The organism is Variovorax sp. 770b2, assembly GCF_900115685.1.
Taxonomy (GTDB): domain Bacteria; phylum Pseudomonadota; class Gammaproteobacteria; order Burkholderiales; family Burkholderiaceae_C; genus Variovorax.
The window spans coordinates 161397-185338 of the sequence record NZ_FOXJ01000005.1; the positions used below are offsets into that span (position 1 = coordinate 161397).

Annotated in this window: 31 protein-coding genes; 28 read left to right on the plus strand and 3 right to left on the minus strand. The window is 66.7% G+C overall.

From position 1 onward, the window contains the following. Nucleotides 1-82 precede the first annotated feature (82 nt). From mlaE to BM133_RS24755, 19 genes are all read left to right on the plus strand, one after another. A complete protein-coding gene (mlaE, locus tag BM133_RS24665) occupies nucleotides 83-865 on the plus strand; it encodes a lipid asymmetry maintenance ABC transporter permease subunit MlaE (RefSeq protein ID WP_093439727.1) in 783 nt (260 codons plus the stop codon). Between the two features lie 37 nt (nucleotides 866-902). Further along, complete coding sequence (gene mlaD / locus BM133_RS24670; protein ID WP_093439730.1) at nucleotides 903-1397, plus strand: outer membrane lipid asymmetry maintenance protein MlaD; 495 nt, start codon at nucleotides 903-905, stop codon at nucleotides 1395-1397. 26 nt (nucleotides 1398-1423) lie between these two features. Then, nucleotides 1424-2170: an MlaA family lipoprotein gene (locus BM133_RS24675; RefSeq protein WP_093439731.1), complete on the plus strand. Its 747-nt coding sequence runs from the start codon at nucleotides 1424-1426 to the stop codon at nucleotides 2168-2170. A 170-nt stretch (nucleotides 2171-2340) separates the two neighbouring features. Beyond that, nucleotides 2341-2997 (plus strand): MlaC/ttg2D family ABC transporter substrate-binding protein, encoded by a 657-nt coding sequence (locus tag BM133_RS24680; protein ID WP_093439734.1) that lies wholly within the window; start codon nucleotides 2341-2343, stop codon nucleotides 2995-2997. A gap of 19 nt (nucleotides 2998-3016) precedes the next feature. Further along, the gene (locus BM133_RS24685; protein ID WP_013539706.1) at nucleotides 3017-3292 is read left to right on the plus strand and encodes an STAS domain-containing protein; all 276 of its coding nucleotides are present in this window, start codon (nucleotides 3017-3019) and stop codon (nucleotides 3290-3292) included. Between the two features lie 160 nt (nucleotides 3293-3452). Then, nucleotides 3453-4400 (plus strand): ABC transporter ATP-binding protein, encoded by a 948-nt coding sequence (locus tag BM133_RS24690; RefSeq protein WP_093439736.1) that lies wholly within the window; start codon nucleotides 3453-3455, stop codon nucleotides 4398-4400. Beyond that, nucleotides 4397-5161, plus strand: coding sequence for an ABC transporter permease (locus BM133_RS24695; protein WP_093439739.1), 765 nt, complete (start codon nucleotides 4397-4399; stop codon nucleotides 5159-5161). Before BM133_RS24690 ends, BM133_RS24695 begins: the two co-directional genes overlap by 4 nt. Before the next feature lie 117 nt (nucleotides 5162-5278). Next, entirely contained in the window at nucleotides 5279-5521 is a 243-nt protein-coding gene (locus BM133_RS24700) for a BolA family protein (RefSeq protein ID WP_093439741.1), read from the plus strand. Nucleotides 5522-5561: 40 nt separating this feature from the next. Continuing rightward, a complete protein-coding gene (gene murA / locus BM133_RS24705) occupies nucleotides 5562-6851 on the plus strand; it encodes a UDP-N-acetylglucosamine 1-carboxyvinyltransferase (protein WP_093439744.1) in 1290 nt (429 codons plus the stop codon). Next, nucleotides 6848-7504, plus strand: coding sequence for an ATP phosphoribosyltransferase (hisG, locus tag BM133_RS24710; protein ID WP_093439746.1), 657 nt, complete (start codon nucleotides 6848-6850; stop codon nucleotides 7502-7504). The genes murA and hisG overlap by 4 nt, the downstream gene beginning before the upstream one ends. Continuing rightward, a complete protein-coding gene (gene hisD, locus BM133_RS24715; protein WP_093439749.1) occupies nucleotides 7501-8823 on the plus strand; it encodes a histidinol dehydrogenase in 1323 nt (440 codons plus the stop codon). The genes hisG and hisD overlap by 4 nt, the downstream gene beginning before the upstream one ends. A 37-nt stretch (nucleotides 8824-8860) precedes the next feature. Then, entirely contained in the window at nucleotides 8861-9691 is an 831-nt protein-coding gene (locus BM133_RS24720) for a hypothetical protein (RefSeq protein ID WP_093439751.1), read from the plus strand. Between the two features lie 5 nt (nucleotides 9692-9696). Continuing rightward, nucleotides 9697-10065: a hypothetical protein gene (locus tag BM133_RS24725; protein ID WP_093439754.1), complete on the plus strand. Its 369-nt coding sequence runs from the start codon at nucleotides 9697-9699 to the stop codon at nucleotides 10063-10065. A 4-nt stretch (nucleotides 10066-10069) separates the two neighbouring features. Further along, complete coding sequence (locus BM133_RS24730) at nucleotides 10070-10765, plus strand: suppressor of fused domain protein (RefSeq protein WP_177224932.1); 696 nt, start codon at nucleotides 10070-10072, stop codon at nucleotides 10763-10765. Further along, nucleotides 10758-11840 (plus strand): histidinol-phosphate transaminase, encoded by a 1083-nt coding sequence (gene hisC / locus BM133_RS24735; protein ID WP_093439758.1) that lies wholly within the window; start codon nucleotides 10758-10760, stop codon nucleotides 11838-11840. Before BM133_RS24730 ends, hisC begins: the two co-directional genes overlap by 8 nt. Then, nucleotides 11837-12445, plus strand: a complete 609-nt coding sequence (gene hisB, locus BM133_RS24740) for an imidazoleglycerol-phosphate dehydratase HisB (protein WP_093439761.1) — start codon at nucleotides 11837-11839, stop codon at nucleotides 12443-12445. Before hisC ends, hisB begins: the two co-directional genes overlap by 4 nt. A 19-nt stretch (nucleotides 12446-12464) precedes the next feature. Then, nucleotides 12465-13121, plus strand: a complete 657-nt coding sequence (gene hisH / locus BM133_RS24745) for an imidazole glycerol phosphate synthase subunit HisH (protein ID WP_093439763.1) — start codon at nucleotides 12465-12467, stop codon at nucleotides 13119-13121. Between the two features lie 154 nt (nucleotides 13122-13275). Then, nucleotides 13276-14019 (plus strand): 1-(5-phosphoribosyl)-5-[(5-phosphoribosylamino)methylideneamino]imidazole-4-carboxamide isomerase, encoded by a 744-nt coding sequence (hisA, locus tag BM133_RS24750; protein WP_093439766.1) that lies wholly within the window; start codon nucleotides 13276-13278, stop codon nucleotides 14017-14019. A 28-nt stretch (nucleotides 14020-14047) separates the two neighbouring features. After that, nucleotides 14048-15220, plus strand: a complete 1173-nt coding sequence (locus BM133_RS24755; RefSeq protein WP_093439769.1) for an AAA family ATPase — start codon at nucleotides 14048-14050, stop codon at nucleotides 15218-15220. 98 nt (nucleotides 15221-15318) lie between these two features. Here the strand turns inward: BM133_RS24755 and BM133_RS24760 are convergent, their stop codons facing one another. After that, complete coding sequence (locus BM133_RS24760) at nucleotides 15319-16230, minus strand: amino acid ABC transporter substrate-binding protein (RefSeq protein WP_093439771.1); 912 nt, start codon at nucleotides 16228-16230, stop codon at nucleotides 15319-15321. Between the two features lie 8 nt (nucleotides 16231-16238). Next, complete coding sequence (locus BM133_RS24765) at nucleotides 16239-17546, minus strand: dicarboxylate/amino acid:cation symporter (RefSeq protein WP_093439774.1); 1308 nt, start codon at nucleotides 17544-17546, stop codon at nucleotides 16239-16241. Between the two features lie 127 nt (nucleotides 17547-17673). Here BM133_RS24765 and BM133_RS24770 point away from each other — a divergent pair, with 127 nt between their 5' ends. The 9 genes from BM133_RS24770 (at nucleotide 17674) to tatC (ending at nucleotide 22551) form a co-directional block, all read left to right on the plus strand. Further along, complete coding sequence (locus BM133_RS24770) at nucleotides 17674-18510, plus strand: D-hexose-6-phosphate mutarotase (protein ID WP_093439776.1); 837 nt, start codon at nucleotides 17674-17676, stop codon at nucleotides 18508-18510. 22 nt (nucleotides 18511-18532) lie between these two features. Next, nucleotides 18533-19318, plus strand: coding sequence for an imidazole glycerol phosphate synthase subunit HisF (gene hisF / locus BM133_RS24775; RefSeq protein WP_093439779.1), 786 nt, complete (start codon nucleotides 18533-18535; stop codon nucleotides 19316-19318). Between the two features lie 24 nt (nucleotides 19319-19342). Then, nucleotides 19343-19741: a phosphoribosyl-AMP cyclohydrolase gene (hisI, locus tag BM133_RS24780; protein ID WP_177224946.1), complete on the plus strand. Its 399-nt coding sequence runs from the start codon at nucleotides 19343-19345 to the stop codon at nucleotides 19739-19741. After that, nucleotides 19738-20130, plus strand: a complete 393-nt coding sequence (locus BM133_RS24785; protein WP_093439784.1) for a phosphoribosyl-ATP diphosphatase — start codon at nucleotides 19738-19740, stop codon at nucleotides 20128-20130. Before hisI ends, BM133_RS24785 begins: the two co-directional genes overlap by 4 nt. Nucleotides 20131-20141: 11 nt before the next feature. Further along, on the plus strand, nucleotides 20142-20531 hold the full coding sequence (locus tag BM133_RS24790) for a DUF4870 family protein (RefSeq protein WP_093439787.1): 390 nt from the start codon (nucleotides 20142-20144) through the stop codon (nucleotides 20529-20531). Beyond that, the gene (locus BM133_RS24795) at nucleotides 20521-20880 is read left to right on the plus strand and encodes a histidine triad nucleotide-binding protein (protein WP_093439789.1); all 360 of its coding nucleotides are present in this window, start codon (nucleotides 20521-20523) and stop codon (nucleotides 20878-20880) included. The genes BM133_RS24790 and BM133_RS24795 overlap by 11 nt, the downstream gene beginning before the upstream one ends. A gap of 65 nt (nucleotides 20881-20945) precedes the next feature. Then, complete coding sequence (gene tatA / locus BM133_RS24800; protein ID WP_093439792.1) at nucleotides 20946-21200, plus strand: Sec-independent protein translocase subunit TatA; 255 nt, start codon at nucleotides 20946-20948, stop codon at nucleotides 21198-21200. Between the two features lie 13 nt (nucleotides 21201-21213). Next, nucleotides 21214-21672, plus strand: coding sequence for a Sec-independent protein translocase protein TatB (tatB, locus tag BM133_RS24805; protein ID WP_093439794.1), 459 nt, complete (start codon nucleotides 21214-21216; stop codon nucleotides 21670-21672). 66 nt (nucleotides 21673-21738) lie between these two features. Next, entirely contained in the window at nucleotides 21739-22551 is an 813-nt protein-coding gene (gene tatC / locus BM133_RS24810) for a twin-arginine translocase subunit TatC (RefSeq protein ID WP_093439797.1), read from the plus strand. A 123-nt stretch (nucleotides 22552-22674) separates the two neighbouring features. Here the strand turns inward: tatC and BM133_RS24815 are convergent, their stop codons facing one another. Then, complete coding sequence (locus BM133_RS24815; RefSeq protein ID WP_093439799.1) at nucleotides 22675-23835, minus strand: S1C family serine protease; 1161 nt, start codon at nucleotides 23833-23835, stop codon at nucleotides 22675-22677. Nucleotides 23836-23942: the final 107 nt, after the last annotated feature.

Here is a 23942-nt window from a genome sequence, read left to right on the forward strand (position 1 = left end):
GCGCAGCGCTGGGCCGCCCCGAGCAAGCGAAGCCCCCCTCGGGCGGCAGTGAGGACACGAAGTGCCGAACGTGGGGGCAAATATGACCTGGTGGAAGCCCGCCGACGTCGGCTTTGCCGTGCGCAGCCATCTGGCGAATCTTGGCCATGGCGCCAAGCTCTTCATGCGCCTCGTGGGCCCCGGCGCGCAGATCATGCGTCGCTTCAGCCTCGTGCGCGACCAGATTCATTTCCTGGGCAACTACTCGCTCGCGATCATCGGCGTGTCGGGGCTGTTCGTCGGCTTCGTGCTGGGGCTGCAGATGTACTACGCGCTGCAGCGCTACGGCTCGTCCGAGGCGCTCGGCCTGCTGGTGACGCTGAGCCTGGTGCGCGAGCTCGGGCCCGTGGTGGCGGCACTGCTTTTCACCGGCCGGGCCGGCACATCGCTCACCGCCGAGATCGGGCTCATGAAGGCCGACGAGCAATTGAGCGCCATGGAAATGATGGCGGTCGACCCGGTGCAGCGCATTCTTGCGCCGCGCTTCTGGGCAGGCGTCATCACCATGCCGCTGCTGGCGGCCGTGTTCAGCGCGGTCGGCATCATGGGCGGCTACGTGGTGGGCGTGCTGATGCTGGGGGTCGATCCGGGTGCGTTCTGGGGCCAGATGCAGGGCGGCGTCGATGTGTGGCGCGACGTCGGCAACGGCGTGATCAAGAGCATCGTCTTCGGCTTCACCGTGACTTTCATCGCGCTGCTGCAGGGCTACGAGGCCCAGCCCACGCCCGAAGGCGTGTCGCGCGCGACGACGCGCACGGTCGTGACGGCATCGCTCGCGGTGCTGGGGCTCGACTTCCTGCTCACCGCCATGATGTTCAGTATTTAAAGGGGCATCGCTCCAATCGTTCTAGAGAGTGCAAACCATGCAACGTTCCAACAACGACATCTGGGTCGGCCTGTTCGTGCTGATCGGCGCGGCCGCACTGCTGTTCCTCGCGCTGCAGTCGGCCAACCTGCTGAGCCTGAATTTCCAGAAGACCTACGCGGTCACCGCGCGGTTCGACAACATTGGTGGTTTGAAGCCACAAACCGCGGTCAAGAGTGCAGGCGTGGTGGTCGGACGTGTGGAATCCATCGCGTTCAACGACAAGGCCTTTCAGGCCGACGTCACGCTGGCCCTGCAAAACCGTTACAGTTTTCCCAAGGACAGCTCGCTCAAGATCCTGACCAGTGGCCTGCTCGGCGAGCAGTACATCGGCATCGAAGCGGGCGCCGAGGAGAAGAACTTGCAAGCCGGCGACACCATCACTTCGACCCAATCGGCCGTGGTGCTGGAGAACCTGATCAGCCAGTTCCTCTACAGCAAGGCGGCCGAAGGGGGCTCGAATACGGCGCCGGCAACAGCCAACAAAAAATGAAATCACGATTCTTTGCGTCGAATGCTATGAAAAGCATAGCTAATAGTGCCCGTTGGGCGATCGCGGCAGCCGCCTTGGCGATCGTCGCCGGATGTGCCACCGGGCCCAATGCCAATCCGGCCGATCCGTTCGAGCCTTTCAATCGCGGCGTTTCGCGCTTCAACGACACGGTGGACGACGCCGTGTTCGTGCCAGTGGCCACGGCCTACCAGCGTGCATTGCCCCAGATGGTGCGCACGGGCGTGAACAACTTCTTCGGCAACCTGGGCGACGTCTGGAACCTTGCCAACAACGTGGTGCAGCTGAAGGTGCAAAACAGCGCCGAGACCTTCATGCGGCTCAACGTCAACACCTTCTTCGGGCTCGGCGGATTGCTCGACGTGGCCACCGAGGCGGGCATTCCGCGGCACGAAGAAGACTTCGGCCAGACGCTGGGCCACTGGGGCGTGGGCGCCGGTCCCTATGTCGTGCTGCCGCTGCTCGGGTCTTCGACGCTGCGCGACACGGCCGCACTGCCGGTGGACCGTTTTGGCGACCCGGTCTCCCAGATGGACGACGTGGCCTGGCGCAATTCGCTCTCGGTGCTGCGCGTCGTCGACACGCGTTCGCAGTACCTGCGCGCGAGCCGCCTGCTCGGTGAAGCCGCGCTCGACAAGTATTCGTTCACGCGCGATGCGTTCCTGCAGCGCCGCCGCAGCCAGGTCTACGACGGCAATCCACCGGACGACGGTGCGGGCAACAGCCCGGCCGACGACGGCGCGGAAAGCAAGTAAAAAGCGCGGCGGTGGACGATGAAGCCGCTTGCATCCGGTTGCAAGGCTTCACCTGCGCTTCAGGAACCCGGTCGGCTTCGGGCCTGTCGAATCCGTTCTTGTCGCAGCACCTCAGGCGCCTTGCGCGACTCCGGTGCTTCGTCCATTTTCAAAACTTCGAGGGACTCTCCATGAACAACAAGATCTTGCAACGACGCGATGTGGGCCGGCTGGTTCTGGCTGGCGCCCTGCTGTTCGGCGCCGCCGTCGCCTTCGTCCGCCCGGCCTACGCTGCCGACGAGGCGCCCGACGCGCTGGTCAAGCGCCTGTCGAGCGACGTGCTCGAGACGATCAAGGCCGACTCGTCGATCAAGGCCGGCGACGTCAACAAGATCATGCTGCTGGTCGACAGCAAGATCATGCCCAACGTCAACTTCCAGCGCATGACGGCCTCGGCCGTCGGCCCGGCCTGGCGCCAGGCCACCCCCGAGCAGCAAAAGCGCCTGCAGGAAGAATTCAAGGCCCTCCTGGTTCGCACCTACGCCGGCGCGCTCGACCAGGTGGTCGACCAGACCGTCACCGTCCGTCCGTTCCGCGGTTCGGCCGACGACAAGGAAGTGCTGGTCCGCACCGAGATCCAGGGCCGCGGCGAGCCCGTGCAACTGGACTACCGCCTGGAGAAGACGCCGGGCCAGGGCGCGGGCTGGAAGGTCTACAACCTCAATGTGCTGGGCGTCTGGCTGGTCGATACCTACCGCACGCAGTTCGCGCAGGAAATCAACAAGAGCGGCATCGACGGCCTGATTGCCGCGCTGGCCAGCCGCAACAAGAGCAACACCAAGGGCTGACCGGCCCACGGCAACGCACATGCTGGTCCTGCCCACCAAGCTCACCCACGACGAGGCCCCCGCCTGCATGCGCATGCTGCAGCAGGGGCTCAAGGGCCAGACGGATTCGTCGTCCACGGTGGTCGATGCCACCGCGCTGGCCCAGTTCGATTCGTCGGCACTGGCGGTGCTGCTCGAGTGCCGCCGCGAGTCCAGCGCGCTGGGCCGCGGCTTCTCGGTCAAAGGGCTCTCGCCGCGGCTGCGCGAACTGGCCGCGCTGTACGGCATCGCGGGCCTTTTGCCCGCCGCGCCCTGACTAATTAGCCCCCGGCTTTTCACTCCGCTTCGTTGCGTGCAATTCGCCACCCCCCGAGGGTGAGGCGCGGCCCGCCTTGGGGCGGCCCGGCGGCGGCATGAGGGCAATCGAGCCGCTGCACGGCAGCTCACGGGGTCGCCCCTTAAAATCGCGGGCTCCCATGCCCGCGATCTCATTCCAATCGGTCTCCAAGACCTATCCCCCCTCCAGACAGCAGAAAGCCCAAGGCAAACAAGGCTTGCGCGCGGTCGACGAGGTTTCCTTCCAGATCGAGCCGGGCGAGTTCTTCGGCCTGCTCGGCCCCAACGGCGCGGGCAAGACCACCCTGATCAGCATGCTCGCGGGCCTCTCGCGGCCCACGTCCGGCGCCATCAGCGTGCATGGCTTCGACGTGCAGCGCGACTATGCCCAGGCGCGCCGCCAGCTGGGCATCGTGCCGCAGGAGCTGGTGTTCGACCCGTTCTTCAACGTGCGCGAGTCGTTGCGCATCCAGTCGGGCTACTTCGGCATCAAGAACAACGACGACTGGATCGACGAGCTGCTGCACAGCCTCGGCCTCACCGACAAGGCCACGGCCAACATGCGCCAGCTCTCGGGCGGCATGAAGCGCCGCGTGCTGGTGGCGCAGGCGCTGGTGCACAAGCCGCCCGTCATCGTGCTCGACGAGCCCACCGCCGGTGTCGACGTCGAACTGCGCCAGACCCTTTGGCAGTTCGTCGCCAGGCTCAACAAGCAGGGCAGCACCGTGCTGCTCACCACCCATTACCTGGAAGAAGCCGAGGCGCTGTGCAACCGCATCGCGATGCTCAAGCAGGGCCGCGTGATCGCCCTGGACCGCACCAGCGAACTGCTGAAGTCCGCCGCAAGCAACGTGCTGCGCTTCAAGACCGACGCGATGCTGCCCTGGGCCATTGCCCAGCACGCGCGCATCACCGGGCGCATCGTGCAACTGCCGGCGCAGAACGCCCATGAAGTCGAACAACTGCTGGCCGCGATCCGCGAGGCCGGCGTCGCGGTGGAAGACGTGGAAATGCGCAAGGCCGATCTGGAAGACGTGTTCATCGACCTGATGGCGGGCGAGCAGACGCCGCTGGAGGTTGCACGATGATGGCTGTCACGGGTTGGCGCGCGCTGCTCTACAAGGAGACGCTGCGCTTCTGGAAGGTCGGCTTCCAGACCGTTGGTGCGCCTGTGCTCACCGCGCTGCTGTATTTGATGGTGTTCGGCCACGTGCTCGAAGACCACGTGAAGGTCTACGGCTCGGTCGGCTACACGGCCTTCCTGGTGCCCGGCCTCGTGATGATGAGCGTGCTGCAGAACTCGTTCGCCAACAGTTCGTCCTCGATCATCCAGAGCAAGATCATGGGCAACCTGGTGTTCGTGCTGCTCACGCCGCTGTCGCATTGGGGCTGGTTCTTCGCCTACGTGGGCTCGTCGATCATCCGCGGGCTGGCGGTGGGGCTGGGCGTGTTCGTGGTCACCATCTTCTTCGCGATGCCCAATTTCGTGGCGCCGGCCTGGATCGTGATCTTCGCGCTGCTGGGTGCGGCGATGCTGGGCACGCTGGGCCTCATCGCCGGTCTCTGGGCCGAGAAGTTCGACCAGATGGCCGTGTTCCAGAATTTCCTGATCATGCCCATGACCTTCCTGTCGGGCGTGTTCTATTCGATCGGATCGCTGCCGCCGTTCTGGCAGGGCGTGAGCCACCTGAACCCGTTCTTCTACATGATCGACGGCTTCCGCTACGGCTTCTTCGGCGTGAGCGACGCCTCGCCCTGGCTGAGCCTGGGCATCGTCGGCACCGCCTGGCTGGTGGTGAGCGCCATCGCTGTCCATTTGCTGCGCATCGGCTACAAGATCCGGGGCTAACATGGCGCTCCCCCCGTCTTCGCGCACTTCGTGTCGCTTCGCCAACCTCCTTCCGGGGGCCACAACGGCGGCCCGGCAAAGCCGGTTCCGCGGTGTTTCCCGATGAATACGTACCCCATGACCGCAGAAGAACTTCAAGCCATCATCGCCTCCCACCTCCCCTGCGAGCACATCTCGCTGGAGGGCGATGGCCGACATTGGTACGCCACCATCGTCTCGGCCGAATTCGAGGGCAGGCGCGCCATCCAGCGCCACCAGCGGGTCTACGCCACCCTCGGTGCGAAAATGCACACCGACGAAGTGCATGCGCTCTCGATGAAAACCTACACGCCGGCCGAATGGGCGGCGGTGGAAAAGTAACTTTCCGGCCCCCGGGCCACCCCATTTCGCTGGATCCTCGATGGACAAACTTCTGATTCGCGGCGGGCGCCAGCTTCGCGGCGAGGTGCTCATTTCCGGCGCCAAGAACGCCGCGCTGCCCGAACTGTGCGCGGCGCTGCTGACCGACCAGCCCGTGACGCTGCACAACGTGCCCCGCCTGCAGGACGTGTCGACCATGCTCAAGCTGGTGCGGAACATGGGCGTCGTGGCCGAGCGCGACGACAACGGCACCGTGCAACTGAACGCCGGCGACCTCACCAACCCCGAGGCCCCCTACGAACTGGTGAAGACCATGCGCGCCTCCGTGCTGGCCCTGGGCCCGCTGCTCGCGCGCTTCGGCCACGCCAAGGTGTCGCTGCCGGGCGGCTGCGCCATCGGTTCACGGCCCGTCGACCAGCACATCAAGGGCCTGCAGGCGATGGGCGCCGAGATCGTGGTCGAGCACGGCTACATGATCGCCAGCCTGCCCGCGGGCCGCACCCGCCTGAAGGGCGCGCGCATCCTGACCGACATGGTCACCGTCACCGGCACCGAGAACTTCCTCATGGCCGCCGCGCTGGCCGAAGGCGAGACGCTGCTGGAAAACGCCGCGCAGGAGCCCGAGATCGTCGATCTGGCAGAAATGCTGATTCGCATGGGCGCGAAGATCCAAGGCCACGGCACCAGCCACATCCGCATCCAGGGCGTGGAGAAGCTGCACGGCTGCGAGCACGCCGTGGTGGCCGACCGCATCGAGGCCGGCACCTTCCTCTGCGCCGTCGCGGCCACGGGCGGCGACGTGTTCCTGCGCCACGCGCGCGCCGACCACATGGACGCGGTGATCGACAAGCTGCGCGACGCCGGCTGCACGGTCGCGCCGGAAGAGGGCGGCGTGCGCATCAGCTCCCAGGCCCCGGCCAGCGAGCACCTGAAGGCGCAGAGCTTCAGCACCACCGAATACCCGGGCTTCCCGACCGACATGCAGGCCCAGTTCATGGCGCTGAACGTGATCGCGCGCGGCGCCTCGATGGTCACCGAGACCATCTTCGAGAACCGCTTCATGCACGTGAACGAGATGGTGCGCCTGGGCGCGACCATCCACGTCGAAGGCAAGGTCGCGATGGTCGAGGGCGTGCCCCAGCTCTCGGGCGCCACCGTGATGGCCACCGACCTGCGCGCCTCGGCCAGCCTGGTGATCGCCGGCCTCGTGGCCGAGGGCGAGACGCTGGTCGACCGCATCTACCACCTGGACCGCGGCTACGACCGCATGGAAGCCAAGCTGCGCGGCCTCGGAGCCGACATCGAACGCGTGACCGGGGCCGCCGCATGATCACCCTGGCGCTTTCCAAAGGCCGCATCTTCGAAGAGACGATGCCTCTCCTGGCCGCCGCCGGCATCCAGGTCACCGAAGACCCCGAGAAGTCGCGCAAGCTGATCCTGGACACCACCCGCCCCGACGTGCGCGTGGTGCTGGTGCGCGCCTCCGACGTGCCCACTTACGTGCAGTACGGCGGCGCCGACCTGGGCGTGACCGGCCTGGACGTGCTGCTGGAAAACGGCAACCAGGGCATGTACCAGCCGCTGGACCTGCGCATCGCGGCCTGCCGCCTGAGCGTGGCCGTGCGCGCCGACTACGACTACGCCTCGGCCGTGCGCCAGGGCTCGCGCCTGCGCGTGGCGACCAAGTACGTGGGCCTCTCGCGCGAGTTCTTCGCGAGCAAGGGCGTGCACGTGGACCTCATCAAGCTCTACGGCAGCATGGAGCTCGCGCCGCTCACGGGCCTGGCCGACGCCATCGTCGACCTGGTCTCCACCGGCAACACGCTCAAGGCCAACCACCTGGTCGAGGTGGAACGCATCATGGACATCAGCGCCCGGCTGGTCGTCAACCAGGCCGCGCTCAAGCTCAAGCGCGAACCCATCCGCCGCATCATCGACGCGTTCGCGTCAGCCATTCCTCCCGCCCAATCTCCCGCCCCATGACTCTGAAAGCAGCCCCCGCCCGTCTCTCCACGACTTCAGCCAGCTTCGACGCTGAATTCAAGGCGCGGCTGCATTGGTCCGCGGACGCCGACGCTGCGATCGAAAAAGTGGTGGCCGACATCCTGGCCGATGTGCAAAAGCGCGGCGACGACGCGGTGCTCGGGTACACCAACCGCTTCGACAAGCTGGACGCGAAGACGCTGCCCGAGCTGGAGCTGACGCAAGCCGAACTGAAGGCCGCCTTCGAAGCCTTGCCCGCCGGCCAGCGCGACGCGCTCGAAGCCGCCGCGCGCCGCGTGCGCAGCTATCACGAGGCCCAGAAGAAGGCGAGCGGCGAGAGCTGGAGCTACCGCGACGCCGACGGCACGCTGCTCGGCCAGAAGGTCACGCCGCTGGACCGTGTGGGCATCTACGTGCCGGGCGGCAAGGCGGCGTATCCGTCGAGCGTGCTGATGAATGCGATTCCGGCGCACGTCGCAGGCGTGGCCGAGATCATCATGGTCGTGCCGACGCCCAGGGGGGAAAAGAACCAGCTCGTGCTCGCCGCCGCCTACGTGGCCGGCGTGACGCGCGGCTTCACCGTCGGCGGCGCGCAGGCCGTGGCGGCGCTCGCCTACGGCACCGCCACCATCCCCGCGGTCGACAAGATCACCGGCCCCGGCAACGCCTACGTGGCGGCCGCCAAGCGCCGCGTGTTCGGCACCGTGGGCATCGACATGATCGCGGGCCCGAGCGAAATTCTGGTGCTGGCCGATGGCACCACGCCGCCCGAGTGGGTGGCGATGGATCTGTTCAGCCAGGCCGAGCACGACGAACTGGCCCAGAGCATCCTGCTGTGCCCCGACGCCGCCTACATCGACCGCGTGCAGGCCGAAATCGACCGCCTCCTGCCCGCCCTGCCGCGCGCGGAAATCATCGCCGCTTCGCTCAACGGCCGCGGCGCGCTGATCCACACGAAGAGCATGCAAGAGGCCTGCGAGATCAGCAACCGCATCGCGCCCGAACACCTGGAAGTCAGCAGCAGCGAGCCGCAGCGCTGGGAACCGCTCTTGCGCCACGCCGGCGCGATCTTCCTGGGCGCCTTCACCAGCGAGAGCCTGGGCGACTACTGCGCCGGCCCGAACCACGTGCTGCCCACGAGCGGCACGGCGCGTTTCTCGAGCCCGTTGGGCGTCTACGACTTCCAGAAGCGCTCCAGCCTGATCGAGGTGAGCGAAGCCGGCGCGCAGGTGCTCGGCCCCATTGCCATCACGCTGGCCGAAGGAGAAGGGCTGCAGGCGCACGCCGAAGCCGCCCGCATGCGCTTGCGTAAGATCTGAGGCTCCAACAACCCCGCTTCAGGGAGGAGCACGCCAGATGATTCAACGTCTCTATCGTTCGCGATTTTTCCGTTTCGCCACCGGCCTCGTGGCAGGTGCCGCCTTGCTGGCCGCCTGTTCGCAGATGCCGCAGAACCGCGCCGAGACGGCCGCGGTGACCGCAACGCCCAGCGCCGCATCCCCGGCGCCCGCACCGGCGCAACTGGGCACGCAATGGGGCGAGGGCATCGAGTCGAAGACCCGCACCATCGTGACCCAGCGGCTGTCCGAGCAGCCCGACGAAGTGGCTTCGGTGGGCTACAACGAAGCGTCCGCCGTGCGCCGCGACGTGGGCAACAACCCCGAACGCCGCCTCAACCTGCAGTTGGCCCAGGGCGACGTCGAATGGTCGGTGCTCGACGAGAGCAACCGCCCGCTGCCGTTGCAGCGCGCCCGCCGCGGCAGTAGCAGCAGCGACATGTTCCGCCTCGCCGGCGTCGAAGGCGCGCGCTACACGCTGCGCTTTCGCAACCTGAGCGACCGCAGCTACGAGGTGATCGCCACCGTCGACGGCCTGGATGTGCTCACCGGCAAGTCCGGCAGCCTGCGCAACGGCGGCTACGTGCTGCGTCCGCAGGAGACGATAAACATCGAGGGCTTCCGCAAGAGCCAGAGCGAGGTCGCGGCCTTCCGCTTCGCCACGCCGGGCCGCGCCTACGCGGCGAACACCGAGGCCGGCGACGTGCGCAACATCGGCGTGATCGGCGCGGCGCTGTTCGAACTCGAGCAGCCCCAGGCGCGCCGTCCGCGCCGCGATGCCACGCCGCCGCAGCCCAGCGCCTTCCCGGCCGACGGCGCGTACGCACCGCCGCCGCGCTACCGCAAGTAAACGCCATGAAGAAGCGCACCGCCCGTCTGTCGATGCTGGGATTCGTGCTGGCACTCGCGGCCGGCACCGGTGCGCAGGCCATGACCCTCCGCGAGTTCCACACGCTCGAGGTCAAGGAAAAGAAAGAGGGCAAGGCCTACGCCAGCTACTACCTCGTGGGCGTGCTCGAAGGCCTGCGCGAAGCCAGTGACACCGCGCGGCGCGGCGGCCAGAAGCCACTGTTCTGCGTCGATGGCCGCCGGCTCGAGCCCTCGATGGCGCGTTCGCTCTTCCAGGCCGAACTCAAGCGCAATGCCGAGCTCTACGAGGCCGACATGCCGGTGCAGCTGGTGCTGTCGAGCGCCTTGCAGAACAGCTTCCGGTGTGCGTCCTGACCCCATGCTCGACAGACTGAAAAAGGCCCTGGCGGGCGGCGCGAAAGCCGCGACGCCCACGCGCGCCCAACTGCGCCTGCAGGCCATGCTCGACGCGCTGGAAGACGAGCCCGAGCAGACCTTCCTGGACAGCGCCGATGCCGAGCACCGCGTCGACATCCACGCCTTCGGCCGCAATTTCGTCGAAGACTGCGACGCCGACGCCGACGCCGACGCCGACGCCGACGCCGGCAACGACCCAGGCTACGTGCTCGTCACCAACGGCATGAGCGACCGGCTCATGCCCGCGCCGCCCAACGGCCTGCCCGAGGGCATGACGCGCGGGGCCGAGCTGGTCTGGTACGTGCGCGACCTGAACCCCGAATACATCTCGAACCTGCGCTGGCTCGCCAAGCTGCCGGCCTTCGACCGCTTCTTCCTGGCCAGCGGCCACCGCGTGCCGATGCCCGAGCCGCCGCTGTCGTTCTGCGGGTTCCAGACCTTCCTGTTCCTCTCGCCGATCTACGGCCCCGACGCGCGCATGCTCTCGGGCGTCGCGGTGGACGAGGGCGAGGGCATCGCCACGCTGACCGTCAACCTCATCTCCGAAGCCGAATACGCGCTGGCCAGGCGCGAGGGCGGCTTCGGCGAACTGCTCGACCTGTTCGACGCCAACGACCACCCGATGGTCTTCGACCCCCAGCGATCCTCCTATGTCTGACTCTCTCCCCGCGCTCCAGCGCATCCGCGCCGACGTGCGCGCCATGCACGCCTATGCCGTGCAGGACGCGCGCGGCTTCATCAAGCTCGACGCAATGGAAAACCCCTTCGGCCTGCCGCCCGCGCTGCAGGCCGAGCTCGGCGCGCGGCTGGGCGCGCTGGCGCTCAACCGCTACCCGGGCGACCGCGGCGCCGACCTGCAGCGCGCGCTGGCCGCGCATGCGCAGATGCCCGAAGGTTTCAGCCTGATGCTGGGCAACGGCTCGGACGAACTGATCTCGCTCCTGGCCATCGCCTGCGACCAGCCCGGCGCCACGGTGATCGCGCCCGTGCCCGGCTTCGTCATGTACGCCATGAGCGCCCAGCTGCAGGGCCTTCGCTTCGTGGGCGTGCCGCTCACGGCCGACTTCGAGCTCGACGAGGCCGCCATGCTGGCCGCCATCGCGCGCGAGAAGCCCGCCATCGTCTACCTGGCCTACCCGAACAACCCGACCGCCAACCTCTGGGACGACGCCGTCGTCGAGAAGATCGTGCAGGCCCAGGGCGCGCAGGGCGGCCTGGTGGTGATCGACGAGGCCTACCAGCCCTTCGCCGCCAAGAGCTACATCGACCGGCTCGCCAGGCACGGCCACGTGCTCTTGATGCGCACGCTCAGCAAGTTCGGCCTGGCCGGCATCCGCCTGGGCTACCTCATGGGGCCGGCCGCGCTGGTCGCGGAGGTCGACAAGGTGCGCCCGCCCTACAACATCAGCGTGCTCAACTGCGAGTGCGCGCTCTTCGCGCTGGAACACACCGAGGTGTTCGAGGCGCAGGCCCGGCAGATCCGCGAGGAGCGCGAGCGCCTGATGACGGGCCTGGGCCGGCTGCCCGGCGTGAAGACCTGGCCGAGCGACGCCAACATGATCCTTTTGCGCGTCCCGGATGCCGCCAAGACCTTCGAGGGCATGAAGACCCAGGGGGTGTTGGTGAAGAACGTTTCTAAAATGCACGAACTGCTGGCAAATTGCCTGCGCCTGACCGTCGGAACGGCCGACGAGAATGCGCGGATGCTGGCGGCACTCGAAGCCTCACTATGACCACCCCACAGAGCACCGACCGCATCGCGTCGGTCACCCGCAACACCGCCGAGACGAAGATCACCGTCAGCGTGAACCTCGACGGCACCGGCAAGGCCAAGCTTTCCACCGGCATCGGCTTCTTCGACCACATGCTCGACCAGATCGCCCGCCACGGGCTGATCGACCTGGACATCGACTGCCAGGGCGACCTGCACATCGACGGCCATCACACGGTGGAAGACGTGGGCATTACCTTCGGCCAGGCCGTGGCCCAGGCCATCGGCGACAAGAAGGGCATCCGCCGCTACGGCCATGCCTACGTGCCGCTGGACGAGGCGCTCAGCCGCGTGGTCATCGACTTCTCGGGCCGCCCCGGCCTCGTGATGCACGTGCCCTTCACCAGCGGGATGATCGGCACCTTCGACAGCCAGCTCACCTACGAGTTCTTCCAGGGTTTCGTGAACCACGCCTTCGTCACGCTGCACATCGACAACCTGAAGGGCGTGAACGCGCACCACCAGTGCGAGACCGTCTTCAAGGCCTTCGCCCGTGCCATGCGCGGCGCGCTGGAGCTGGATCCGCGCTCCGTCGGCGTCATTCCCTCGACCAAGGGTTCGCTCTGAAAGCCGCCGGCGAACAGCTATGAAATCAGTAGCAAATACCGTCGCGGTCGTCGACTACGGCATGGGCAACCTGCATTCGGTGTCGCAGGCCGTGCGCCATGCGGCCGACCAGGTGGGCGTGGAGGTGTTCGTCACCTCCGATCCGGACGTGGTGCGCAAGGCAACCCGCGTGGTGCTGCCGGGGCAGGGCGCGATGCCCGACTGCATGCGCGAGCTGCGCGACTCCGGTCTTCAGGAATCGGTGCTCGAGGCGGCGGCGAGCAAGCCGCTCTTCGGCGTGTGCGTGGGCATGCAGATGCTGCTGTCGCGCAGCGACGAGGGCCCGACCGACGGCCTTGGCCTCATACCGGGTGAGGTCATCAAGTTCGAACTGGCCGGTCGCCTGCAGGCCGACGGCAGCCGCTTCAAGGTGCCGCAGATGGGCTGGAACCAGGTGCGCCAGGCCCAGCCGCACGCGGTGTGGGCGGGAATTCCCGACCAGAGCTATTTCTACTTCGTGCACAGCTTCTACGCGCGGCCGGCCGACGCCCGGCACAGCGTGGGCGAAGCCGATTACGGCGCGAGCTTTACCGCAGCCATCGCACGCGATAACATTTTTGCCACCCAGTTCCACCCGGAGAAGAGTGCGGACCACGGGCTGCAGCTCTACAGAAATTTCCTCCACTGGAATCCATGACTTGTTGTTCGCCCCCAGGCTGCGCGGCACTGCGTGTCCGCTTCGCCAACCCCCTACCGGGGGCGACACCGACGGCCCGGCAAAGCCGGTTCCGTGGTGTCCTTGAACAATCCCGTCCTTCTTTCTTGAACCTTCGCTTCTGCTGACCGGCACCATGCTCCTCATTCCCGCCATTGATCTCAAAGACGGCCACTGCGTTCGCCTCAAACAAGGCGACATGGACCAGTCCACCATCTTCAGCGAAGACCCCGCCGCCATGGCCCGCAAGTGGGTCACCGCCGGCGCGCGGCGGCTGCACCTGGTCGACCTGAACGGCGCCTTCGCCGGCAAGCCGCAGAACCACGCGGCAATCAAGGCGATCCTGAAGGAAGTCGGCGACGACATCCCGGTGCAGCTGGGCGGCGGCATCCGCGACCTGGACACCATCGAGCGCTACATCGACGACGGCCTGCGCTACGTGATCATCGGCACCGCCGCGGTCAAGAACCCGGGGTTCCTGAAGGACGCCTGCAGCGCCTTCGGCGGCCACATCATCGTGGGCCTGGATGCCAAGGACGGCAAGGTCGCCACCGACGGCTGGAGCAAGCTCACGGGCCACGAGGTGGCAGACCTCGGCAAGAAGTTCGAGGACTACGGCGTCGAATCGATCATCTACACCGACATCGGCCGCGACGGCATGCTCTCGGGCATCAACATCGAGGCGACCGTCAAGCTCGCGCAGGCGCTGAGCATTCCGGTGATCGCCTCGGGCGGCCTCTCGAACATGGCCGACATCGACCAGCTCTGCGCGGTCGAGTTCGAAGGCGTGGAGGGCGTGATCTGCGGACGCGCCATCTACTCGGGCGACCTCGACTTCGCCGCCGCCCAGGCGCGCGCGGACGAGCTGGCCGGCGCCTGAGGCCTTTCTCCTCCAAGCCCTGTAGCGCGTGCTCTCCGCGCTCGCCATTGCCAACTACCGGTCGCTGCGCCAGCTGACGGTGCCGCTGGGCCGCCTCACGGTGGTGACGGGCGCCAACGGCAGCGGCAAGTCGAGCGTGTACCGCGCGATGCGGCTCCTGGCCGATATCGCCAATGGCGGGGTGATCCGCTCGCTGGTGCGCGAAGGCGGGCTGTCTTCCACGCTGTGGGCCGGGCCCGAGCGCTTCTCGGCGGCGATGCTGCGCGGCGACGTGCCGGTGCAGGGCACCACGCGCAGCGAACCGGTCGCGCTGAAGCTGGGGTTCGCCGGCGCCCAGGCGGAGGATTTCGGCTACGCCATCGACATCGGCCTGCCGCCGCCGATTCCATCGACGGCTTTTTCGCGCGACCCGCAGATCAAACACGAGGCCATCTGGAGCGGCCCGCTGCTGCGGCCTTCGACGCAACTGGTCGACCGCAAGGGCGGCGCGCTCCGGCTGCGCGAAGGCAAGGGCTGGCAGGCCGTGGGCCGGCCGATCCCCGCCTTCGCCAGCATGATGACCGAGCATGCCGACCCGCGCGACGCGCCCGAGATGCTCACGCTGCGGGAGCAGATGCGCTCCTGGCGCTTCTACGACCACTTTCGCTCCGACGCCGATGCGCCGGCCCGGCAGCCGCAACTGGGCACCTACACGCCGGTGCTCGCCAACGACGGCGCCGACCTGGCCGCCGCGCTGCAGACCATTCGCGAGATCGGCGACGGCGAGGCACTCGATCGCGCCGTGGACGATGCCTTCCCGGGTGCTCGCTTGGAAGTCGAGGCCGAGGGCGACCGCTTCCGGACGCTGATGCACCAGCACGGGCTCCTCCGGCCCCTGACGGCCGCCGAACTCTCGGACGGCACCCTGCGCTACCTGTTGTGGATCGCGGCGCTGCTGACGCCCCGCCCGCCCGCGCTGCTGGTGCTCAACGAGCCCGAGACCAGCCTGCATCCGGATCTGCTGCCCGCGCTCGGCCGTCTCATCGCGCAAGCCGCGCGGCAGTCGCAGGTGATCGTGGTGTCGCACGCGGCGCGCCTGATCGCCGCGTTGGACGACAGCGAGGGCCTGCAGCCCGTGGTGCTCGAAAAACAGTTCGGCGAGACCCGCATCGCCAATCTCGACATGAGCGAAATCCCGCGCTGGGAGTGGCCGGCGCGATAAGTCTGCGGGACCCCCCGGCTTTTCGCTTCGCGTAATTCGCCACCCCCGAGGGGGTGGCGCGGACCGCCTTGGGGCGGCCCGGCGGCGGGCGCAGGGGCCTACTCGGCCTTCACCGACATCGTCTGGATGATCGTCTCCAGCTGCGCGCTCATCGGCAGGTTGATGCTTTCCCCCGAGGGCAGCTTGCGCAGGAACCAGCGCTTGTACTGCCGCTCGATCTCGCCGTCTTCGGCCAGCACCTGGAAGGTGTCGTTGACCACCTTGGCCAGTGGCGCATCGCCCTTGCGGTACATGATCCCGTAGGGGTCGTAGGAGAGGAAGTCGCCCACCACCTCGTAGTCGGCCTTGGCGGCGTCCTGCGCGATGAGGCCGTAGAGCAGCACGTCGTCGGTGGCGAAGGCATCGGCCTGGCCGCTTTTCACGAGCCCGAACGATTCCGCATGGTCGCGCGCCACCTGCAGGTTGATGCCCAGCTTGAACTTCTCCGACAGCTCGCGCAGCGTCTTCTCGTTGGTGGTGCCGGCCGTCACGGCCACCTTCTTCCCGGCCAGGTCGCGGAACGACTTGATCGGCGCGCCCTTCTTCACCAGCACCTTGGTGCCGGAGACGAACATCGTGGGCGAGAAGCTCACGCGCTTCTGGCGTTCGAGGTTGTTGGTGGTGGAGCCGCACTCCAGGTCGACCTTGCCGCTGGCGACGGCGTCGATGCGCGAATCTGAAGTGACCGGCACCCACTTGATCGCGAGGCTCTTGTTCACCGCGTCCTCGATGGCCGTGACCAGTGCGCGGCACAGCTCGATCGAATAGCCGATCGGCTCCTTGCGCGCATTGAGGTACGAGAAGGGCACCGACGACTCGCGGTAGCCGATGGTGATGGCGCCCGACTCGCGCGCCTTGGCGAGCGTGCCGGTGAGCTGTTCCTGCGCCTGCGCCGGTGCAGGCGCGATGGCAAGCGCGGCAGCCGCCAGCAGTCCGGCGAGGAGAACCGACAGCGTGGCCTTGGGCTTCATGGCGCGCCTCACGCGTGCGCCGGGTGGGCGAGGGTGGCGTTGGCTTCCTCGTCGATCGCCCGGGCGTTGACCTCGGCATCGCCCTCGGAGAGCAGCTCGCCCTCCCACTTGGCGACCACCGCGGTGGCGATGGAGTTGCCCACCGCGTTGGTGGCCGAGCGGCCCATGTCCAGGAAGGTGTCCACGCCCAGGATCAAGAGCAGGCCGGCCTCGGGAATGTCGAAGTGGTTCAGCGTGGCGGCAATCACCACCAGCGAGGCGCGCGGTACGCCGGCCATGCCCTTGGAAGTGAGCATGAGGATCAGCAGCATGGTGACCTGCGTGCTGATCGGCATGTGGATGTTGTAGGCCTGCGCGATGAAGAGCACGGCGAAGGTGCAGTACATCATCGAGCCGTCCAGGTTGAACGAGTAGCCCATCGGCATCACGAAGCTGGAGATCTTGCGTTTGACGCCGAAACGGTCGAGCGCCTGCAGGATCTTGGGGTACGCGGCCTCGGAACTGGCGGTGGCGAACGACAGCAGGAAGGCTTCCTTGATGAGCACCAGGAGCTTGAACACGCGCGGCCCGAGGAACAGGAAACCCGCCAGCACCAGCACGCTCCACAGCACGAAGAGGCCCAGGTAGAAGTCGCCCATGAACACGGCGAACTTCAGGAGGATGCCCAGGCCGTTGACGGCCACGGTGGCGGCCATGGCGGCCAGCACGGCGAGCGGGGCGAGCTTCATCACGTAGCCGGTGATCTTGAGCATCGCGTGCGAGAGCTCCTCGATGGCGGCAACCAGCGTCTTGGCCTTGTCGCCGAGCGAGGCGAGCGCCACGCCGAAGAACATCGAGAACACCACGATCTGCAGGATCTCGTTGTTGGCCATGGCTTCGACGAACGACTTGGGCACCGTGTGGCTCACGAAGTCCTTGAGCGTGAACTTGGAGGTGGCCAGGTTGGCCGAGGCGCCGATGTCGGGCAGCGGCAGCCCCAGGTTCTCGCCGGGCTTGAGCAGGTTGGCCATGATGAGGCCGATGACCAGCGAGATCAGCGAGGCGGTGAGGAACCAGCCGATGGCCTTGCCGAACACGCGGCCCACCGACTTGGCATCGCCCATGTGCGCGATGCCCACCACCAGCGTGGAGAACACCAGCGGGCCGATCAGCATCTTGATGAGGCGAAGGAACACGTCCGAGACGATGGACACGTAGTCCGCGATTTCCTTGGCGGCCTTCTTGTCCGGGAAGCTGGAGAAGATCATGTAGCCGACGACGATGCCGAGCACCATGGCAATCAGGATCCAGGCGGCCATCGGCAGCTTTTTCTTCATGAGATTCCCCTTTGGATGTGTGAGTGTTTTTAGAGGGGCACAGGGTATCCAAGAAGGCCCCCGGCGCGCAATGGGCCCCTGATGCCAATTCCGTGCCATGACACGGGTCCTGCCTACAATTCCTCACATGGAAATCACCCCGATCGACTTTCGCGGCCAACCCGCGGTCCGTGCCACCGGCGCCGATGCGAGCACGCTCACCGTGGCCCTGCATGGCGCGCAGGTGCTCTCGTGGACCACGGCCGACGGAGGGGAAAGGTTCTTCATCAGCCCGCGCGCCGTGTTCGACGGAAAGACCGCGATCCGCGCCGGCGTGCCCATTTGCTGCCCCCAGTTCAACATGCGCGGCATGCTGCCCAAGCATGGCTTCATGCGCAATTTGCCTTGGGAGCCGCAGCCCGCCGACACCGCGGCCGGCACGCTGGTGTTTCGGTTGCGCGACAACGAGGCCACGCGGGCGCTCTGGCCGCACGCTTTCGAGGCACGCCTGGACGTGACACTGGCCCCGGGGCGGTTGCGCATCGCGCTCACGCTCACCAACATCGACCACGCGCCCTGGGCCTTTGCCGCGGCGCTGCATTCCTACCTGCGCGTGGACGACATCGCCCAGGCGCGGCTCGAAGGCCTGGAGGGCGCCAACCGCTGGGATTCGCTGCGCGACGACCGCCATGTGGAGACCTCTGCCGCATTGCGGTTCGATGCCGAGTTCGACAGCGTCTATGCCGCACCGGCGAAACCGCTGCGCCTGGTGCAACCGAGCGGCACGCTCGAGATTGCCCAAAGCGCGAGCTGCACCGAAACCGTGGTGTGGAACCCCGGCGCCGAACTCTGCGCCAGGCTGCCCGACATGCCGGCCGACGGCTATCGCCACATGCTCTGCGTCGAGGCGGCCCGCATCGACGAGCAAGTGACGCTGGCGCCCGGCGCCCAATGGCAGGGCTGGCAACAGCTCACCGTCCTCTGATTTCCTTCCGGTTCAAATCCCCATGCTTGCCAAACGCATCATTCCCTGCCTCGACGTCACCGGCGGCCGTGTCGTCAAGGGCGTCAACTTCCTCGAACTGCGCGATGCCGGCGATCCGGTGGAGATCGCCGCGCGCTACAACGCGCAGGGCGCCGACGAACTCACCTTCCTGGACATCACCGCCACCAGCGACGGGCGCGACCTGATCCTGCCGATCATCGAGGCGGTGGCCTCGCAGGTGTTCATTCCGCTCACGGTGGGCGGCGGGGTGCGCACGGTGGCCGATGTGCGGCGGCTCCTCAATGCGGGGGCGGACAAGACCAGCTTCAACTCGGCGGCCATCGCCGATCCGCAGGTGATCAACGACGCGTCGCAGAAATATGGCTCGCAGTGCATCGTGGTGGCCATCGATGCCAAGCGCCGCACGCCCGAAGAAGCCGCCACGCGCGGCCCGGGCTGGGACGTGTACAGCCACGGCGGCCGCAAGAACACCGGCCTGGACGCCGTGCAATGGGCCACCGAGATGGCGCGCCGCGGCGCGGGCGAGATCCTGCTCACCAGCATGGACCGCGACGGCACGAAGAGCGGCTTCGACCTGGAACTCACCCGCGCGGTGAGCGATGCGGTGAGCGTGCCCGTCATCGCATCGGGCGGCGTCGGCAACCTGGACGACCTGGCCGACGGCATCCAGACCGGCGGCGCCGATGCGGTGCTGGCGGCCAGCATCTTTCACTACGGCGAGCACACCGTGGGCGAGGCGAAAGCCCGCATGGCCGCGCGGGGCATCCCGGTGCGAATCGACCGCTGAGGGGTCTTTACCCCATCCCCGACAATACCCCCCATGAATTGGCTCGATGAAGTGAAGTGGGACGCGAACGGCCTGGTGCCGGTCATCGCGCAGGAACAAGGCAGCAACGACGTGCTGATGTTCGCCTGGATGAACCGCGAGGCGCTCGAAAAGACCGCCGAGCTGGGCCGCGCGGTGTATTTCAGCCGCTCGCGCAACAAGCTGTGGTTCAAGGGCGAGGAATCGGGCCACGTGCAGACCGTGCACGAGATCCGCATGGACTGCGACAACGACGTGGTGCTGCTCAAGGTCACCCAGCTGGGCCACGAGCCCGGCATCGCCTGCCACACGGGCCGCCACAGCTGCTTTTTCAGCAAGTACGAAAAGGGCCAGTGGACCGTGGTCGAGCCGGTCTTGAAAGACCCGCAGGCGATCTACAAATGACCGGCACCGTGAACACCACCCCCAACACTTCCGATGGCCTCGCACGCCTGGCCGCGGTCATCGAGACCCGCCTGCCCGCCAACGGCGGCGACCCCGAGAAGAGCTACGTCGCGCGCCTCCTGCACAAGGGTCCCGACGCCTTCTTGAAGAAGATCGGCGAGGAAGCCACCGAGGTCGTGATGGCTGCCAAGGACGCCGACCACGGCGGCGACCGCTCCAAAATAGTGAACGAAGTGGCCGACCTGTGGTTCCACACCATGGTGGCGCTGGCGCACTACGGCTTCTCGCCGGCCGAGGTCGTCGCGGAGCTCGAGCGCCGCGAAGGCACCAGCGGCATCGAGGAAAAGGCCCTGCGCAAGGTGCAGGCCCGCGAAGCAAGCAACGATTGAAAGGACATCCCATGGCCAACGACATCGTGAACGTGGAACCCGACGAATCGCTCAAGACCTGGGGCTGGGTGAGCTACATCCTGCACCTGATCGTGGCCATCGGCGCGGTCGTGCCGGGGGCGCAGGCCTCCGTCGTCATCCTGCTCGTGGCCCTGGTGATTGATTTCGTCAAGCGCGACGACGCGGCCGGCACCTGGCAGGCCTCGCACTTCAGCTGGCGCATCCGCTCGGTGCTCTGGGCCGGCCTGCTGTACATCGTCACCTCGTGGCTGTGGCTGCTCTTTTTCATTCCGGGCTGGATCGCCTGGAGCCTGATTTCGCTGTGGTTCCTGTACCGGATCGTGAAAGGCATGATCCGCATGAACGACAACCGCCCGATGGAACCCAAAGATGTCATCTGATCCGAACTGCGTTTTCTGCAAAATCGTCGAGGGAAAGATCCCTTCGCGCAAGGTCTACGAAGACGAGGACCTGTTCGGTTTCCACGACATCGCGCCCTGGGCGCCGGTGCATTTCATGCTGGTGCCCAAGAAGCACATCGCCTCGATGGCCCAGCTCGCGCCCGAAGACGCCGCGCTCATGGGCAAGATCATGACCCTGGCGCCCAAGCTGGCGCTGGAGCAGGGCTGCAGGCCCTATCCGGACGGCGGCTACCGCGTCGTCATCAATACCGGCACCGAGGGCGGGCAGGAGGTTCACCATCTCCATGTGCACGTCATGGGCGGTCCCCGGCCATGGCTTCGCGGCTGACTTTCATTAAGCCAAACTGTCACATTCACCCCGACTAAAATCGGACACATTCTTAGGAGTCTTCCATGGGTTCTTTTTCTATCTGGCACTGGCTGATCGTGCTGCTCGTCGTGGTCATGATCTTCGGCACCAAGAAGCTGCGGAACATGGGTTCGGACCTTGGTGGCGCCGTCAAGGGCTTCAAGGACGGCATGAAGGATGCCAACGGCAATCCCACCACCGACGCATCCGCCGCTTCGTCGGCCCCTGCGGCGCAAGTGACCGGCCAGCCGGCCAACAGCGACAAGACGATCGACGTCGAAGCGCGTCAGAAGTCCTGAGCGCGGACCGCACGTGCTCGACCTCGGCATTGAGAAGCTGGCGCTGATCGGCGTCGTGGCACTGATCGTCATCGGGCCGGAGAAGCTGCCGCGCGTGGCCCGCACGGTGGGCACGCTGCTGGGCAAGGCGCAGCGCTACGTGAACGACGTCAAGGCCGAAGTCAACCGCTCGATGGAGCTCGATGAGCTCCGCAAGATGAAGACCACCGTGGAGGATGCGGCGCGCGATGTCGAGCACAACATCCACACCGGTGCGAGCGAATTCGAAAAGCAGTTCTCCGGCTCCGGCGAAACGCTCTCGGCCCTGGCCGAGCCCGAACCCGTGATGCCCGAATACAGGCACCCCCGCAAGAACTGGCGCCTGAAGCAGGGCGCCACGCCGAATTGGTACAAGGCGCGCAACGGCGTGCGTACCAAGGCGTTGTCGGGTGCGGCGCGAGTAGCGCGCTTTCGCCCCCACAAGATCAACTAGCGCTTCAACACCCCCGCGTTTCTTGCTTGCCGCACGCCGGCCGAAGCCACGCTCTTTCCTTTCCCAATGGCCGATTCCGACGACAAGAACAAAGACAAAGAAGACGAGCTGGCGGGCACCGAGCAGCCGTTCGTGCAGCACCTGGTCGAGCTTCGCGACCGCCTGCTCTACTGTGTCTACGGCCTGGTGATCGCGGGCATCCTGCTGTCCATCTGGCCCGGTCCGGGCGGGCTGATCGACCTGATCGCGATGCCCATCCGCGCGCACATGCCGCCGGATGCCAAGCTCATCGCCATCGGCGTGTTCTCGCCGTTCTTCGTGCCGCTCAAGGTACTGATGATGACGGCCGTGCTGCTGGCGCTGCCGTGGCTCATGTACCAGGCCTGGATGTTCGTGGCGCCCGGCCTCTACAGCCACGAGAAGCGTTTTGCGCTGCCGCTGATCTTCTTCGGCAGCCTGCTGGCCTACTCCGGCATTGCGTTCGTGCAGTTCTTCGTGCTGGACAAGATGTTCAGCTTCATCCAGAAGTTCACGCCCGCGGCGGTGGCGGCCACGCCCGACATCTCGTCGTACGTGGAGGCGATCCTGTCGCTCTACATCGCGTTCGGCGTCGCCTTCCAGGTGCCGATCGTCGTGATGCTGCTGGTGCGCTTCGAGATGGTGACCATCGAGAAGCTGAAGTCCTTCCGCGGCTACTTCATCGTGGTGGCCTTCGTGGTGGCCGCGGTGCTGACACCGCCCGATGTGGTCTCGCAGCTAGCGCTCGCGGTGCCGATGTGCCTGCTGTACGAGGTGGGCATCATCGGCGCGCGCTACTTTGCGCAGAGCGGCAAGAAGCCTGAAGAAGAGGAAAACGCCGATTCTTCGGCGTCAAGCTGAGCCTTCACTGAACCCCGCCTTTGCCGGAAACACCGCGGAACCGGCTTTGCCGGCCCGCAGGTGTTGCCCCCGTCAGGGGGAGGCGAAGCGACACGAAGTGCGCGAAGCCTGGGGGCGAGCCTTTTATTCCTGCTGATTGGGCACCTGCCGGACCGGGCTCTTCGGCCTGAGCCCCGGCGTCACGTCCAGTTCCATCTTGTCGCTGCCGCGCTGCAGCGCGAAGCGCGCCGTGTCGCCGGGCTTCAGGCCCGCCACGGCTGTCAGCAGGGCCTGCACGCTGTCGGTCTTCTTCTCGCCCACCGAGGTGATCACGTCGCCCGGCCGGATGCCGGCCTTGGCGGCGGGGCCGTTCTGCAGCACGCCGGTGATGATCACGCCCGCATCGGCCTTCACGCCGAAGGTCTCGGCCAGTTCGGGCGACAGGTCGTTCGGCTCCACGCCGATCCAGCCGCGGCGTACCTGGCCTTCCTTCACGATGCCCTCGAGCACGATCTTGGCCATCGACACCGGAATGGCGAAGCCGATGCCCATGCTGCCGCCCGAGCGCGAATAGATCGCGGTGTTGATGCCCTGCAGGTTGCCGTTGACGTCGATCAGCGCGCCGCCCGAGTTGCCCGGGTTGATGGCCGCGTCGGTCTGGATGAAGTTCTCGAAGTTGTTGATGCCCAGCTGGTTGCGGCCCAGCGCCGAGACGATGCCGCTGGTCACGGTCTGGCCCACGCCGAAGGGGTTGCCGATGGCCAGCACCTGGTCGCCCACCAGCAGTTCGTCGGAGTTGCCCAGAACGATGACCGGGAGCTTGTCGAGCTCGATCTTCAGCACGGCCAGGTCGGTGTCGGGGTCGGTGCCGATCACCTTGCCGCGCGCGTGGCGGCTGTCGTTCAGGGTCACCTCGATCTCGTCGGCGCCCTCGACCACGTGGTTGTTGGTGAGGATGTAGCCGTCGGTGCTCACGATCACGCCGCTGCCCAGGCCCACCTGGGGCTGGTCGGCCTGGTCGCCGAAGAAGAAGCGGAACCACGGGTCGTTGCTGCGCGGATGGCGCTGCGCCGCCTTGCTGGTGTTGATGCTCACGACCGCCGGCGAGGCCTTCTTGGCCGCTGCGCTGAGGCTGCCGGCGGCCGGCACGCTCGGGGCCCCGACCGGCGCCTGGACGATCGACACCACGCCGCCGAGCGACGTCGAGCGCTTGTTGATCCATTCGGGCTTGAGCGTCGCGACGACGAAGTAGGCCGCCAGCAGGACGGTCACGGCTTGGGCAAAGAGCAGCCAGGTGCGTTTCATGAAAACTTGATAAAAAAAGGCGTTCGAAGGAGCCGCTGAAGGGCGCGTCGTTCGCAATTGTCCCTCAATGGCAGCAGCGATAGACCGCGCGGCACGGTCGAGATTGG